A 15796-nucleotide genomic window follows, 5' to 3' on the forward strand; every position below is an offset into this window, starting at 1 on the left:
GGAATCGGTCCTATTTTTCAATCGCCCTCTAAAGTTTAGCGGACAGTAATAAATTAAAACCTTATCTTTGTCAATTATCAACTTATCATCCTTGCACGTATGAAAAAGATTTTGTTATGGTTGCCCATATTTATGGCATTTATGCTGCAATCCCCTATTCTGCTCGCCCAGGAAGAGGAATTGCCAACGCCAGTTCCCGACATTCCTCTCTCAGGCACGCTTCCGGTGTGCTATGTCAATACTGAAAACGGTGCACCTATTGTAAGCAAAGAAGATTATATAAATGCCAACATCTGGATTGATCCTATGGGAATAGAGGGAATCGAAGCATTCGGCTCTGAAGAATCACCCATCGTCACCGAAATCCGCGGCCGTGGCAATTCCTCTTGGACCGGTTATGGCAAGAAACCTTATAAAATCAAACTTGCGAAAAAGAACACACCGTTCGGTTTCCCAAAAAGCAAGCATTTCGCACTGCTCGCCCACGCCCCGACACAGGCTTATTTTGCGGGAGAGACGGCATATGAACTCGCCCGCTTGATTGGATTGGGATGGGTGCCGAGATCACATCCTGTCGAAGTAGTGCTGAACGGCACAAACATAGGCGTATATGCATTTTCCGAGAGCGTGCGTATCGACCCCGGACGTGTGGAGATCGATGAACAGCCGGAAAGCAACACCGATGAATCCACCATCCCCTATGGATGGCTCGTTGAAATTGATAATTCCGATGACACTCCTCAGATACTTGTTCCCCAGACTATCGAGGAGAATCCCGATGCTTTCGTAAGTCGTTTCACGCTCAAGACCCCAGAAGTAATATCCCAGCAGCAGGAGACATGGGCCAAAGACCAGTTTACGGAACTGACACGTCTGATTCTAAGCCTGGATAAAAACAATGCCGCATGGACAGATATGATTGACATAGAGTCTCTTGCGAAATATTATATTGTGCAGGAACTCAGCGGTAACTACGATGCATTCGTAGGGAGTACATACCTCCATAAAGGTAGCGGCGACAAATGGATATTCGGTCCTATATGGGACTCCGAGTGGACTTTCGTTCCCGAAGAGCGCTTCGGACATATTTGGGAAGAGCGCGTCTCATTAACCGGTGTCGACCGTGTTAACTTCACTTGGATAAAGGAACTCATCAAATTTCCAGTATTCCAGGAGGAAGTACGTCGTGTATGGAAAGAATTCTATGCAGGAAGGTTCAACAACGTGTATTCTTTTATGGATGACTTCTACAATCTGACTAAGGCTGCCTACGAAACAAACAATCTCATTTGGCCCTCCTATATATCCCATGGCATCCACAGCACCTACAATCGGCTGAAAACCATCCTCCCTCGCTATGCCGAATGGTTCGATAAGATGATACAGGATCCCGACTTCTCAGGCATCGAGGATGTCGAAACCGTATTTGATTCCGAGACTGCCGAGGAATGGTATACTTTACAAGGTGTGCGCCTCTATACTCGGCCCTCCGCTTCCGGTATCTATGTACTTATACAAGGCACAAGTGTCCGGAAAGTACATATACGAAATTGACCTTATACCATACTTGACAGGGTTCTGTGTTTGCATTTGCAAATACGGGACTCTGGCGTATTGGGTCTAAAGTTGCTTGAATGTCAGCATCAACAATGATAGCAGACATGTGCTTCGGGGTGTTGATAAAATTTTGGAATTTGGGGATGCAAATTTTTGGGGAATTGTGTGGATTATTAGTAACTTTACGGCATAGAATTCATGAGGGATGGACGATAGGCCTTACCATATTCCCGCACTGCTTGATGCCACCATCCAAGGGCTTGACATAAAGCCTGATGGCACCTACGTCGATGTGACTTTCGGCGGGGGTGGACATTCGCGTGCCATCATTGGGAATTTAGGCCCGGAAGGACGGCTTCTCAGCTTCGACCAAGATGCCGACGCGATGGCAAACGCCATCGATGATCCTCGGTTCACTTTCGTCTACGGCAACTTCCGTTTCCTGCGCAATTTCCTGCGATTCTACGGTGCGCCGCAAGTCGACGGCATACTCGCCGACCTCGGCGTGTCGTTCCACCACTTCGATGATCCGGAGCGCGGTTTTTCGTTCCGCTTCGACGGGCCTCTCGACATGCGCATGAACCGTCGTGCCGACCACACTGCCGTGTGGCTCCTTGCCAACCTCTCCGAGGAGGAGTTGGCGCGCATATTCACTCTCTACGGTGAGCTGCGCCATGGGCGTCGGCTCGCACGCGCCATAGTCAACGAGCGCGACACCAAGCCTGTCGACACTGTTGAGCGCCTGAGCGCCGTCGCCGCACCGTTCATCGACAAACGGCGCGAGAAGAAAGAACTCGCACAGGTGTTCCAGGCGCTGCGCATAGAGGTCAACGGCGAGATGGAGGCGTTGCAGGCATTCCTGCGCCAGTCGATCGAGGTGCTCAAGCCTGGCGGCCGCCTTGCGGTGATTACCTATCATTCCCTTGAGGACCGTCTGGTGAAGAACTTCATGCGCACGGGCAATCTCGAAGGATGTCTTGAGCAGGATTTCTACGGACGCAATCTCTCCCCACTGAAGCTTCTCACCTCGAAGCCTGTCGTCCCCGACGAGGCCGAGGTCGAACGCAACCCCCGGTCGCGAAGCGCAAAGCTCCGCCTCGCCGAGAAGATTTAACCTACGCTTGCCTCTCCAAATCATAGCAATGGCAAAAAAAACAAATACAAAACGCAATGGCGACAACATATTACTCCGCATCATACATGGCCGGCTGCTCCCGATCGACTACTTCGTGAAGCACTGGGTCTACGTGCTGTTGTGCGTAGGCATGATAATGGTCTATATCACCAACCGCTACCAGTGTCTCACACGTATGGAAGAGATTCGACGGCTGGAGCATGAGCTTGAAGTGGTGCAGACCGAACGCATACGGGAGCATAGCGAGTACATGAGCCGCATACGCGAATCCTCGATGCAGGAGCTTGTCGATACGATGCATCTCAACCTGCGTGTCCAGGACAAGCCTCCATACCGTCTCGCCCCACGCTGAAAGCCATCGCTCACTGACCCCGACGCCTATCTCCGGAAAATCTCCCCAAAAGCCGCATTCATGAAACTCTCCGGCATGGACCGCACCCGACGATGAAGAAAGAAAACCGCTCGCACATACTTTTACGCTACGCCGTGATTATCGGCCTGATATTCCTGTTCGCAGGTGCTGTCGTGTACCATTCGCTCGACAACACGGTGCTCTCAGCTCCGAAGTGGAACGAGAAAGCCATGCAGGAACTGTCACGCGTCGTGTCCATACCTCCCGACCGAGGTAATATACTTGCCAACAACGGCAGTATCCTTGCCACCAACCTGTGCTTCTACAATATACGCATCGACTATCGCAGCGAACGATTCCTCGAAGGCCGTTATCTTGTGGCCGTCGACAGCCTTGCCGACAGCCTTGCCAAATATTTCCCGATTCGCGACAAGGCCGGTTGGAAAAAGCGGCTCATGAAGCCGATGGAAAAAGATAAGAAGCATCGCCCGCGCGCCTACAAGCTCCTCGGCAATATCTCAGACACGCAGTATCAGTTGCTGCGCACGTTCCCGTTCTTCAACATTCCCAACCGCAACAAGAACGGGTTGACCCGAGAGCCTGTCATGCGCCGTGTCAATCCCTACGGGGCCATGGCCCGCCGCTCTATCGGTGGTGTCGGCATCGACTCCGTGACCGGTGAGACCCACGGCATTTCTGGACTTGAACGTGCATTGGACTCGCTGCTCTACGGCGTGCCGGGCGTGGCCAAGAAGGTACCACTAACAAAGGATATCGTCAACTGGACCGACGTTCCCCCTGTCAACGGCTACAGTATCAAGACCACCATCGACATCAATATGCAGGACATCGTCGAGAACACGCTCAACGACGTGCTTACGGCCTGCGATGCCGACTGGGGTGTGGCCGTGCTCATGGAGGTTGCTACCGGCAACATCAAGGCCATCTCCAACCTCGAGAAGAACCGTGCAGGCACGGAATATATCGAAGGCATGAACCGTGCCGTGCTCGGCTACGAACCGGGTTCGGTGGTAAAGACCCTCTCCATGATGATCGCGCTTGAGGATGGCATCGTCACCAACGTCGACCAGGTGATACCCACAGGGCGCGCGTTCGCGTATGCCGGCGGACGTCCCATCACCGACAGCCACGCCTGCGACGCAATGCCGGTGCGTGAAGTCATAGAGCGCTCGTCAAATATAGGCATGGCCAAGATCATCACCTCGCGCTACGGTGACAATCCCGGCGCATTCTACACGCGCCTCAAGCGGCTCGGCTTCCTCGACCCGATGAACACCGGCATCGCCGGCGAGCGCCCGCCGCGCATCGACAGCGTGGCGAGCAACCGTGGCGGACGAATAGCCCTGTCGCGCATGTGCTACGGCTACTCCACCGAGATACCTCCGCTCTACACCCTCTCCATCTACAACGCCATAGCCAACGGCGGAGTGTATGTGCGGCCGCGCCTGGTGCAGGAACTCATCGGGAACGACGGCGTCGATTCCGTCCTTCCCGTGGCCCACATGGGCAACGGACGGGCATGTTCTTCCAAGACTGCCGAACAGATGCGCATGATGCTCACCCAGGTGGTGTGGGGCGACCATGGTACCGGCAAGATGCTACGCAACGACAAGGTGCGCATTGCCGGAAAGACCGGCACATGCTACATGATCGAGGGCGGCGGCTACAACACTTCCAAGAAGCGACTGGCATTCTGCGGGTTCTTCCCCGCCGAGAAGCCGCAATATTCATGTATAGTGCTCACATGCCATCCTCGGCAAAACTTCTTCGGAGCGGCCTCCACTTCGGGCACTGTGCTCAAGAACGTGGCCTTGAAGATGTACTCGCGCGGCATGCTCGACAACAGCTCCGACTTCCATAGCGACGCTTTGGCCGACCCGGGCACACCAACTCTCTTCGCCACCACACGTGACCATATCGAACTGTTGCGCGAGTCGTTCGCCATACCGAGGGTCAAGCATTATGCGGCATCTCCCGCCCACGACGGCGTACCATCCGTAGTCGGCTATTCCCTGCGCGACGCTCTCAACCGTCTTGAAAAGGCCGGCGCTGAGGTTACATTCACCGGCACCGGCTATGTCACGGCCCAGACGCCGCCACCCGGACACCGTCCTGTCTACGGCACACGCGTGCATCTCACCCTCGCACAATGATTATATAAATTCATCAAATAAACTTTCATCTATGAAAGCCCTTTCCCGACTCCTTTCCGCTATTCCGGTGATAGAAATTATCGGTTCGGATGACAAACAGATCACTGATGTAGTAAGTGACTCCCGTCGTGTCTCCACCGGCTCACTTTTTGTGGCTGTGCGCGGCACGCAGGTCGATGGCCATACATTCATCCCCTTGCTGCAGTACAGTGGAGTAGCGGCAATAGTGTGTGAGGAGCTGCCGGAATTCCTCGAGACTTCGATCACATATATACGGGTAGCCAACTCTGCGGTGGCGCTCGGGCATCTCGCTTCGGAATGGTACGACAATCCATCGCGACAGCTCACGCTCGTCGGTGTCACCGGCACAAACGGAAAGACTACCACAGCCACTTTGATTTATGAGATGGCACGCTTGATGGGCTATAAGGCAGGACTACTTTCGACGGTGTGCAACTACATTGATGACGAGGCCGTGCCTACCAACCAGACCACTCCCGATCCGCTCACCATCAACTCGCTTCTTCGCCGCATGGTCGATGCCGGATGCCGCTATGCCTCCATGGAGGTCAGCTCCCACGCCGCCCACCAGCACCGCATCGCCGGACTCCATTTCGCCGGAGCCATATTCTCCAATCTCACTCGCGACCACCTCGACTACCACAAGACCGTCGAGGCTTATCTCCAGGCAAAGAAATCATTCTTCGACGACCTGCCTTCGAGCGCGTTCGCACTCACCAATGCCGACGACAAGGTAGGTCTGGTGATGCTACAGAACACTCTCGCAAAGAAATACACCTACTCGCTGCGTACACAGGCCGATTTCACCGGCCGCGTGATTGAAAGCCGCCTCGACGGCACCACAATGTCGTTCAACGGACGTGAGGTGGAAGTGCTTTTCACAGGGCGTTTCAACGCCTACAACCTCACTGCTGTCTATGCTGCATCGGTGCTCATCGGATGGCCCGTAGAGCAGGTACTCGTCGGCATGAGCCGGCTTGTGCCTGTGGCCGGACGCTTTCAGGCATTCCATTCCCCGAAAGGATTCACCGCTATCGTCGACTACGCCCACACGCCTGATGCCGTGGTCAACGTGCTCCAGGCCATACGCGAGGTTGTCGGCAATCGAGGCTCCATCATCACCGTGGTCGGGGCCGGCGGCAACCGCGACAAGGGCAAGCGTCCCATCATGGCCCGCGAGGCATCACTGCGCAGCGACCGGCTCATCCTTACCTCAGATAATCCGCGCGACGAAGAACCCGCCGACATCATCCGCGACATGGAGGAGGGTCTCGACATCGAGGGACGCAAAAAGTCGATCAGCATCACCGACCGCCGGGAGGCCATCAAGACCGCTGCGGCTCTCGCACAGCCGGGCGACGTCATACTCGTGGCCGGCAAAGGGCATGAGGATTACCAGGAAATCAAGGGCGTGAAACACCATTTCGACGACCGCGAGGTAGTGAAGGAATTCCTCTGATCCGACGGGTTTCCCGGCATACCGCCGGTTGATTCCAATCTAAAAAATGATTTAAAGCCCTCTCCTCCATTCGCAAAGTGATATACTATCTTTTTCAATGGCTTGAAGAATACGGTGTGCCGGGCGCACGCCTGATGGACTACATAACTTTCCGTAGCGGTGCCGCTCTGGTACTCTCGCTGTTCATAGCCGTAGTGTTTGGCCGTCGTATAATCGACCGTCTACAGATGATGCAGGTGGGAGAGATAATCCGCGACCTCGGTCTTGAGGGGCAGATGAAAAAGACCGGCACGCCCACGATGGGTGGTGTCATCATCATCGTCTCCATCCTTGTCCCATGCCTGCTTATAGGGAATCTCGGCAACGTCTACATGGGCCTCATGCTCATCGCCACCCTCTGGCTCGGCGTGCTCGGCGGCCTTGATGACTACATAAAGGTGCACCGCCACGACAAGGACGGCCTTAAAGGGAAGTTCAAGATTGTAGGACAGGTAGGGCTCGGGCTGATGGTGGGCCTCACCATGGTGTTCAGCCCCGACATAGTGATGCGCGAGAATGTCGAGGTGCAGACCTCGGGTAACAGCGACATGGTGGTGGAGTACGTGCAGGAGGATGTAAAGACACCCCAGACCACCATACCTTTCGTCAAGAACAACAACTTCGACTACTCATGGCTCACGTCTTGGATGGGACGCGGCGCTGTCGCGGGCGGCTGGATTCTGTTTGTCCTTGTGGTGATATTCGTGGTGACTGCGACATCCAATGGAGCGAATCTCACCGACGGGCTTGACGGACTTGCCACCGGCACATCGGCCATCATAGGCACTGCGCTCGCCATAATGGCCTATCTCGGAGGCAATATAATCTATTCCTCCTATCTTAATATAATGTATATCCCCGGCTCAGAGGAGCTGGTGGTCTACATGGCCGCTTTCATAGGCGCGCTGGTTGGATTCCTGTGGTACAACGCCTACCCCGCGCAGGTGTTCATGGGAGATACCGGCAGCCTTACGCTCGGTGGCATAATAGCTGTGTTCGCCATACTCATACGAAAGGAGCTTCTTCTTCCGGTGTTGTGCGCAATATTCTTCGTGGAGGACCTTTCGGTCATACTTCAGGTCGCCTATTTCAAGATTACCAAGAAGCGTTACGGCGAAGGTAGGCGCATATTCAAGATGACCCCCCTGCACCATCACTTCCAGAAACCGGGAGGGGTGGTGTCGGCGCTCGTACAGCAACCTTTGCAGGCCATACCCGAATCAAAGATTGTCACACGGTTCTGGATTGTAGGCATAATGCTCGCCGTGATCACCTTCGTGACCCTCAAGATACGATAACCCGATAAACATAACGAATCAGTTCCAATATAATGACAAGCGAATCAATGAGTCCCCGCAAGCGCCTGGTAGTGCTCGGCGGAGGTGAGAGCGGCGTTGGAGCCGCCATTCTCGGCAAGGAGAAAGGGATGGACGTGTTCCTTTCCGACTCCGGCACGATTCCTGCAAAATATACAGATACCCTACAGGCCGAACAGATACCTTTCGAGCAGGGTGGCCACACCGAAAGCCTGATCCTCAATGCCGATGAGGTAGTGAAGAGCCCGGGCATACCACCTACGGCGCCCATCATGGTAAAGATAGCCGGGAAAGGCATTCCCGTGATTTCAGAGATAGAGTTCGCCGGACGCTATACAGATGCCAAGATGGTGTGTATCACCGGCTCCAACGGAAAGACCACGACAACGTTGCTCACCTATCATATCCTTCGTGAGGCAGGCATTAATGTTGGTCTCGCCGGCAATGTTGGCCGCAGCCTCGCCCTGCAGGTAGCGCGTGAGCACCACGACGTGTATGTCATCGAGCTGAGCTCGTTCCAGCTCGAGAACATGTACGACTTCAAGGCAAATATCGCCGTCATGCTCAACATCACCCCCGACCATCTCGACCGCTACGACTACAAGATGCAGAACTACATCAACGCCAAGTTCCGCATCATCCGCAACCAGACCCCGCAGGACGCGTTCATATTCTGGCAGGACGATCCCGTCATACAGGCGCAGCTCCGTCAGATTACAATCGAGGCCGCGCAATACCCTTTTAGCGACCGTTTCGAGGAGGGTGTCGACGCATATGTCGATGCCATAGACAATCTCATCATCAACACTCCGGCTACTTCCCTCTCCATGCCGCGCAAGGAGCTTTCGCTTCACGGTCTGCACAATCTTTACAATTCCATGGCCGCCGGTCTGTCGGCGTGTCTGCTCAACATACGCAAAGAGGACATACGCCGCGCCCTTGAGGACTTCGAGGGTGTGGAGCATCGCCTTGAATTCGTGGCCGACATCGCCGGAGTGCGCTACATCAACGACTCCAAGGCCACCAACGTCAACTCCTGCTGGTATGCGCTTGAAAGCATGCCGGAAGGGAAGAAAGTGGTGCTCATACTCGGCGGCAAGGACAAGGGGAACGACTACAGCGAGATCGAACCGCTCGTGCGCGCAAAGGTGAAGGCCATCGTCGCCATGGGGCTGCACAACGAGAAGATACTCGAATTCTTCGAAGGCAAAGTGCCGGAAATCCGCGATACCCATTCCTTGCAGGATGCGGTCGATGCATGTGTCGACCTCGCCGCTCCCGGCGATACGGTGCTACTGTCGCCGTGTTGCGCAAGTTTCGACCTCTTCAAAAGCTACGAGGACCGCGGATGCCGCTTCAAGGACGCCGTAAAGGCTCTGGAAAAGTGACGTTATATCCTCCTCCGGAATCATAGAACAGTAACCCACACGCCTCAACTCCACATATGGCTCTCCATCAATGACACTCGACAGTAATCCTACATCAGCGTCGCCGTTCGGCAACATCGCCGCAGCGGCCACCAAGGCCATCCCTTCCGCACCGGCGGCCACGTTTCGCCGTCATGGCGACAAATACATATGGGGCGTGTATATCGCCCTCTGCCTCGTATCGATAATCGAGCTTTACAGCGCATCCTCGCGAGAGGTGGCTTCGGCCGGCGTCTACGGTCCTATCGTGCGCCATCTCAGCATGTTGCTCGCCGGCTTCGGCATAGTATGGACACTCGAAAGGATGCACTACAAGTGGTTCTATGCACTCGCCTACGTGTTCGTCGGCTTCTCTGTGCTGCTTATGGTATATATCACCTTCTTCGGCGACGTGATCAATGGCGCACGCCGCAGCGTTACCTTAGGTCCTCTGGCACTTCAAGGCGCGGAGTTCATAAAGCTGTCGGCTGTGCTCGCGATCGCGAAGATAATGGGCACGTCGCAGAAAGCCAAGAGCATAGGGGTGGAGACCCGGGCCGTAGTGATTTCTGGAATAGTGATAGCCATATTCTGCGGATTGCTGCTGCCGCAGGGGCTGACCAACACGATATTGCTCACGGGCATTGCCGGAGCGATGATACTGATAGGTGGCACCGAGTGGAAGAAAGTGCTCATGCTTGCCGGCGTATTTGCCCTGCTGATGGGCTGTGTGGGTGTCTATAAGCTTCTCGGGTCATCGTCCGACGAGAAGAGCGCCGAACTGACGGAGGCCGTGGTAAACACCGGCGGCACGGAAAGCGTGGCGGGAGCACGCCAGGGCACATGGAAGAAGCGCCTCGACCGCTTCTTCGGTGACTCCATACCTAAATACGAGATGGAGATAACCGCCGAAAACCGTCAGGAGATGCTCTCCTATATAGCCCAGGCCAATGGCGGACTTATAGGAGTGTTCCCGGGGAATTCACGCGAGACCGCACGCCTGCCGCTCGCATTCTCAGACTATATCTACGCTATCATCCTCGAGGACGTAGGCTTCATAGGCGGTACCGCGCTGCTTGTGCTTTACCTCATACTGCTGGCACGTGCGGGCATGATAGCTCAGCGATGCCACCGCGCCTTCCCGGTGATACTGCTCATGGGACTCGCGGTGATGATCGTGCTCCAGGCTCTGTTCCACATGGCCATCACCACGGGAACATTCCCTGTATCGGGACAGCCCCTGCCGCTGATATCCAAGGGTGGCACGTCGATACTCATAACCTCAATCGCTTTCGGTATGATGCTCAGCGTGAGCCGAACTGCGGTACAGAAAGGAACCACTCAGCAGATCAAGGAGGAACTTAACGCCCTCCCCGAGGAGTTGCGTGCCGACAACCCGGTAGAATTGAAATAGACCGATCCGGTAGAAACAATACAGACCAGAATGAAAGTACTTATAAGCGGAGGTGGCACGGGTGGCCACATATTCCCGGCGCTGTCGATAGCCAACGCGTTGCGCCGACGGTTGCCCGACACCGACATACTTTTCGTAGGAGCGGAGGGACGTATGGAAATGGAACGCGTTCCGGCCGCAGGCTACAAGATCATAGGACTCCCGGTGAGCGGTTTCGACCGCAAGCGTCCGTGGCGTAATTTCCGTGTGCTGCTGCGCTTGTGGCGTTCGATGCGTCTGGCGAAAAAGGTGCTACGCGATTTCCGTCCCGACATAGCCGTCGGCGTGGGCGGATATGCCAGCGGCCCTATGTTGGAGGAGGCGCAGAAGCATGGCATACCCACGTTGATACAGGAGCAGAACTCCTATGCAGGCGTCACCAACAAGCTCCTCGCCGCCAAGGCGTGCGCTATCTGCACGGCATATCCCGACATGGAACGTTTCTTCCCCGCCGACAAGATTACGCTTACGGGCAATCCCGTGCGCTCCGCCATCACCGATGCCTCCTCGATAAGCAAGGAGGAGGCATGCCGCATGCTGGAGATTCCCGCCGACAGGCCGGTAGTGCTTGTGGTAGGAGGTTCGCTCGGGGCGCGTACCATCAACGAGTCGATAGCTGCTTCGCTGGATGCGGCGAAAGAGTCGGGCGCGTTCATCCTGTGGCAGACCGGCAAATACTATGCCGATGAGTGCGCAGCCATAGCCGCCACTTATCCCGACACGGTGAAGGCCGTGCCTTTTATATCGCGCATGGATCTCGCCTACCGTGCCGCCGACCTCGTGGTGTCGCGTGCGGGAGCAGGCACAATATCGGAGCTGCAGGTGCTCGGGAAGAGTGCGATATTGATTCCGTCGCCCAACGTGGCAGAGGATCATCAGCGGAAGAACGCCGAGGCTCTGGCCTCGCGTGATGCTGCCGTGATGATTCTTGATGCCGATGCGCGCAATGACCTGCCGGAGGCCCTGACCTCTCTGCTTGCCAACCGTATCTCCCGCGAACGTCTCGGACGCAATGCCGCGAAGATGGCTCTGCGCGATGCCGACGAAAAGATCGTTGACCGCATAACCGAAATTACACAGAAAAGGAAATGAACAAGAGAAAGATATATTTCGCCGGAGCGGGAGGGATAGGGATGGCCGCCCTTGAACGTTACTTCCTTTCAAAGGGATACCGAGTGGCAGGATACGACCGCACGCCTTCCGACCTTACCGACGCCTTGCGCAAGGAGGGTGTCGAAATCACCTTCGACAGTGCAGCGGAGGCCATTCCTGACGACTTCCGTGAATGTCCCGATGAGGTGACAGTGGTCTACACCCCGGCGCTCCCGGCCACGCACCCGCAGCTCATCTACTTCCGCGACAGAGGCTACGAGGTAGTGAAGCGTGCTGTCATGCTCGGCGCCATCACCCGTGACAGCAAGGGATTGTGCTTCTCCGGCACTCATGGAAAGACTACCACCTCTTCTATGGCCGCGCATCTGCTGCACACATGTGGCATAGGCTCTAACGCCTTTCTCGGAGGGGTGCTGCGCGGCTATGGCAGCAATCTCATGCTCAGTGCCACGTCACCATATTCCGTAATCGAGGCGGACGAGTTCGACCGTTCGTTCCATCAACTGTCGCCATACGTGGCCGTGGTCACCGCTACCGATCCCGACCATCTTGACATATATGGCACAGAAGAGGCATACCTTGAAAGCTTCGCGAGGTTCACCGAACTTATCAAGCCCGGAGGAAAACTGTTGGTACACACCGGACTAAAGCTGAAGCCTCGCCCCGGCGATGATGTTGCCACATACACCTACTCGCGCAGCGGAGGTGACTTCCACGCCGCCAACATATTTCGTTCAGAAGGCCACCTGACCTTTGACCTCGTTGCTCCTGACCGTGTGATCAAAGGGATAGATCTCGGAGTGCCGGTCGATATCAACGTGGAAAACGCCGTTGCCGCCATAGCCGCATGTCTGCTAACCGGTGAAGAGATTTCCGATGACGATATACGCCGGGCCATGTCCACGTTCCTGGGGGCAAAACGCCGCTTCGAGTTCTGGCTCAGAGAACCCGGCAAGGCCATAATCGACGATTATGCCCATCATCCCGACGAGTTGCGCGCCTCGATTCTTTCCGTAAAGAACCTGTATCCGGGTCGCAGGCTCACCGTGGCATTCCAGCCGCACCTCTATTCGCGCACTCGCGACTTCGCCCCGCAGTTTGCCGAGGCACTTTCACTGGCCGATTCGGTGATTCTGCTTGACATATATCCGGCACGCGAGGAGCCGATAGAGGGAGTGACGTCGAAAATCATATTCGACCGCATCACTGTCGCGGACAAAGTGATGATTTCCAAAGAGAATTTGACAGAAACAATAAAAAGTCGTAACTTTGAGATATTATTGACCGCAGGGGCCGGCGACATATGCGCCAGCCTTCCGGCCATCGTAGATGCCGTCGGTGCTTGCCGCTGACTGGCAGTCGGTTACGTCATATTTCAAGAGCATCTGGCCTGATGAAAAAGATTGTTCGCTGCATAATATCCCTGCTCCTGCTCGCCTACGTGGTGGTGGCCGTGTCGTGGTCGCACAGCCGTGCCGGCGAGATGATGTGCCGCGGATTCCACATAGAGGTCGATGACTCCCAGGGATCGCATTTCGTCACGGCACGCGAGGTCGCCCATGAGCTTGGCCCTATGGCGAAGAACCCGTCGAAGCGCCGTCTTTCGGCCATAGATACCGACAGCATGCAACGCCTTCTCAACGGTATAGACAAGATCGAGCGGGCGGTGTGCACGAAAATGACCGACGGCACGGTAAACATCGAGGTCACGCCGATGCTTCCCGTGGCGAGGGTGTTTGAGGGCGACAAGTCGTATTACATCAACAAAAACGGCAAACGCATATCGGCCACTGCGCGCTATCATACCGACGCTCCGATAGTGTACGGGCGCTTCGACTCCACGCTTAACGCCGTAGATCTGCTTCCGTTGCTGCGCTACATCAATGCCGACCCTGCATGGTCGGCGCTTGTCACGTGTGTGAAAGTAGACGGGCCGACCAACGTCATTCTCGTACCCATGATTCACGGGCATGTGATAAACATCGGTGACCTCAACGACCTTTCCGACAAGTTCAAACGCATACGCCGTGCCTATCTTGAGATTCTTCCTGTAAAAGGCTGGAACTTTTATGACACTTTATCGGTTAAATGGAAAGGACAGATCGTAGCCACCAAAAGGGTCAAGAAACTTCACTCGGCCATAAGTGCCGTCGATTTCGAGGCCGAGCGTGAAGCGCCCGATGTGGGTACGATGCTCGTAGGCGACTCGGTGCTCATATCCGACAACCAGTCGATAAAGACCGTGGCGGCAAAGACGCTCGCAGCTGTGGGCGACACTACGGGCCGTCCGAAACTCACCATCGACCGGCCGCATGCCGCTCCGAAAAAGCATCAGCCGGACAAGTCATTGAAAAGCAAACGGAAAAATAACAAGAACTCATAAGCCGTCATACACTCCTCACCTGACGAAACTTTAAAAACCACATTCCAAGATATGGAACCCACATATATAGCAGCAATCGAAATAGGGAGTTCCCACATACGTGCCGCCGTCGGCATGGTCGACGAGTCCGGCACGCTGTCGGTGCTCGGAGTCGAAGAGGAATGCGCCATCGACGCCGTGCGCTACGGCGGCATTCAGAACGTAGAGGAAGTAAGCAACCGAATCAACAAACTGAAACTGAAGCTTGAGAATCATCAGACAATACATCCACGTAAGATTAAGGCTGTGTATGCGGCTCTCGGTGGCCGCTCCACGATGGGTTCGCCGGCACAGGTGGAACGCATCTACAACGATGAGACCGAGATAACAGCCGACGTGCTCCGTCAGCTCACCGACGAGGCCCGCGTACAGGGTTTTTCCGACCGCACCGTAGTGGAAGTGCTTCCGAGCCAGTTCGTGGTGGATAATCTGGAGAGCACCAATCCGAGAGGGTCTTTCGGCCGCGAGATTCGCGCAGACTTCAACCTCGTCACATGTCGCCCGCTTATGCACCGTAATCTGATCCGTGCCATATCCGACCGCCAGCAGATTGCCATAAAGGGGATATTCGTGAGGCAGAACGCGCTTGCCGACCTGGTGCTCACCTCAGACGAGAAGAAGCTCGGCTGCATGCTCGTCGATTTCGGGGCGGAGACCACTACGGTGAGCGTCTATAAAAACGGGTTCCTGAAATATTTCGCTACGCTCCCTGTAGGCTCTCGCTGCATCACACGTGACATAATGACCCTCGGATACACTGAAGAGAAAGCCGAGGAAATCAAGCGCAATATCGGAGATGCATCCTCGACCGACATCTCCGTCAACCGCAAGCACGACTTCGACGGGGATGCCGCCGAGGTCAACAACTATGTCCGTGCCCGTGCCGGGGAGATTGCCGCCAATATCCTCGAACAACCCAAATATGCAGGCTATTCCCTGCCCAATGACCTTCCGGGAGGCATAATCCTTGTCGGCGGCGGCACTCATCTGCGCGGATTCGCACAGCTCATACAGCAGCCGGGTAGCGTCAAGGTGCGCCTCGGGGGCCTTCCGGGCAGCATACGTGTGGCCGATCCGCGTCTGCAGCGTATCGACACCCTCGATGTCATATCGATCCTCAACGCGGCCGCCCGTGCGCCACAGGAATGCACGGAATTGCCGGAACCGGTTTCCATGGCAGTGCCTTCAGGAGAGGATGACGATGACGACGGACCCGGACACCTTCCCCGGAAAGGACGCGACAAGAAGAAGAACAAGGAAAAAGAGAAGGGTGGTTCCGCGGTCGACAAATTTATGGGCCGGTTGAGCAAATGGTTTCAGGAGCCTGACGACAGCGACGAGTGACATCC

The 15796-nt window shown here is 55.5% G+C and carries 12 protein-coding genes; all 12 read left to right on the forward strand.

Features of this window, described 5'->3' with window-relative positions:
• Positions 1–132: 132 nt before the first annotated feature.
• The gene (locus tag QZ303_RS07490; protein ID WP_295731262.1) at positions 133–1554 is read left to right on the forward strand and encodes a CotH kinase family protein; all 1422 of its coding nucleotides are present in this window, start codon (positions 133–135) and stop codon (positions 1552–1554) included.
• Between the two features lie 208 nt (positions 1555–1762).
• Positions 1763–2671 (forward strand): 16S rRNA (cytosine(1402)-N(4))-methyltransferase RsmH, encoded by a 909-nt coding sequence (rsmH, locus tag QZ303_RS07495; RefSeq protein ID WP_295731264.1) that lies wholly within the window; start codon positions 1763–1765, stop codon positions 2669–2671.
• A 28-nt stretch (positions 2672–2699) separates the two neighbouring features.
• On the forward strand, positions 2700–3044 hold the full coding sequence (locus tag QZ303_RS07500; protein ID WP_295731266.1) for an FtsL-like putative cell division protein: 345 nt from the start codon (positions 2700–2702) through the stop codon (positions 3042–3044).
• Between the two features lie 92 nt (positions 3045–3136).
• Positions 3137–5218, forward strand: coding sequence for a penicillin-binding protein (locus QZ303_RS07505; protein ID WP_295731268.1), 2082 nt, complete (start codon positions 3137–3139; stop codon positions 5216–5218).
• Positions 5219–5249: 31 nt separating this feature from the next.
• Positions 5250–6698, forward strand: coding sequence for a UDP-N-acetylmuramoyl-L-alanyl-D-glutamate--2,6-diaminopimelate ligase (locus tag QZ303_RS07510; RefSeq protein WP_295731270.1), 1449 nt, complete (start codon positions 5250–5252; stop codon positions 6696–6698).
• A gap of 77 nt (positions 6699–6775) precedes the next feature.
• The gene (gene mraY / locus QZ303_RS07515; protein ID WP_295731272.1) at positions 6776–8035 is read left to right on the forward strand and encodes a phospho-N-acetylmuramoyl-pentapeptide-transferase; all 1260 of its coding nucleotides are present in this window, start codon (positions 6776–6778) and stop codon (positions 8033–8035) included.
• Between the two features lie 32 nt (positions 8036–8067).
• On the forward strand, positions 8068–9441 hold the full coding sequence (gene murD, locus QZ303_RS07520; RefSeq protein ID WP_295731274.1) for a UDP-N-acetylmuramoyl-L-alanine--D-glutamate ligase: 1374 nt from the start codon (positions 8068–8070) through the stop codon (positions 9439–9441).
• 70 nt (positions 9442–9511) lie between these two features.
• Positions 9512–10873, forward strand: a complete 1362-nt coding sequence (locus tag QZ303_RS07525) for an FtsW/RodA/SpoVE family cell cycle protein (protein WP_295731276.1) — start codon at positions 9512–9514, stop codon at positions 10871–10873.
• Positions 10874–10903: 30 nt separating this feature from the next.
• Complete coding sequence (gene murG / locus QZ303_RS07530; RefSeq protein WP_295731278.1) at positions 10904–12004, forward strand: undecaprenyldiphospho-muramoylpentapeptide beta-N-acetylglucosaminyltransferase; 1101 nt, start codon at positions 10904–10906, stop codon at positions 12002–12004.
• Positions 12001–13377 (forward strand): Mur ligase family protein, encoded by a 1377-nt coding sequence (gene murC / locus QZ303_RS07535; protein WP_295731280.1) that lies wholly within the window; start codon positions 12001–12003, stop codon positions 13375–13377. The genes murG and murC overlap by 4 nt, the downstream gene beginning before the upstream one ends.
• A 41-nt stretch (positions 13378–13418) precedes the next feature.
• Positions 13419–14408 carry a hypothetical protein gene (locus tag QZ303_RS07540; RefSeq protein WP_295731282.1) on the forward strand — a complete coding sequence of 330 codons (990 nt, stop codon included), beginning with the start codon at positions 13419–13421 and terminating at the stop codon, positions 14406–14408.
• Between the two features lie 51 nt (positions 14409–14459).
• A complete protein-coding gene (gene ftsA, locus QZ303_RS07545; RefSeq protein WP_295731284.1) occupies positions 14460–15791 on the forward strand; it encodes a cell division protein FtsA in 1332 nt (443 codons plus the stop codon).
• The last annotated feature ends 5 nt before the right edge of the window (positions 15792–15796 follow it).

The sequence above is a fragment of the uncultured Muribaculum sp. genome, assembly GCF_910583865.1.
Classification (GTDB): domain Bacteria; phylum Bacteroidota; class Bacteroidia; order Bacteroidales; family Muribaculaceae; genus Muribaculum.

Bases quoted from the DNA above. Each gene is read 5' to 3' on its own strand.
- QZ303_RS07490 (WP_295731262.1), top strand. From the start codon at position 133: ATGGCATTTATGCTGCAATCCCCTATTCTGCTCGCCCAGGAAGAGGAA.
- rsmH (WP_295731264.1), top strand. From the start codon at position 1,763: ATGGACGATAGGCCTTACCATATTCCCGCACTGCTTGATGCCACCATC.
- QZ303_RS07500 (WP_295731266.1), top strand. From the start codon at position 2,700: ATGGCAAAAAAAACAAATACAAAACGCAATGGCGACAACATATTACTC.
- QZ303_RS07505 (WP_295731268.1), top strand. From the start codon at position 3,137: ATGAAGAAAGAAAACCGCTCGCACATACTTTTACGCTACGCCGTGATT.
- QZ303_RS07510 (WP_295731270.1), top strand. From the start codon at position 5,250: ATGAAAGCCCTTTCCCGACTCCTTTCCGCTATTCCGGTGATAGAAATT.
- murD (WP_295731274.1), top strand. From the start codon at position 8,068: ATGACAAGCGAATCAATGAGTCCCCGCAAGCGCCTGGTAGTGCTCGGC.
- QZ303_RS07525 (WP_295731276.1), top strand. From the start codon at position 9,512: ATGACACTCGACAGTAATCCTACATCAGCGTCGCCGTTCGGCAACATC.
- murG (WP_295731278.1), top strand. From the start codon at position 10,904: ATGAAAGTACTTATAAGCGGAGGTGGCACGGGTGGCCACATATTCCCG.
- murC (WP_295731280.1), top strand. From the start codon at position 12,001: ATGAACAAGAGAAAGATATATTTCGCCGGAGCGGGAGGGATAGGGATG.
- QZ303_RS07540 (WP_295731282.1), top strand. From the start codon at position 13,419: ATGAAAAAGATTGTTCGCTGCATAATATCCCTGCTCCTGCTCGCCTAC.
- ftsA (WP_295731284.1), top strand. From the start codon at position 14,460: ATGGAACCCACATATATAGCAGCAATCGAAATAGGGAGTTCCCACATA.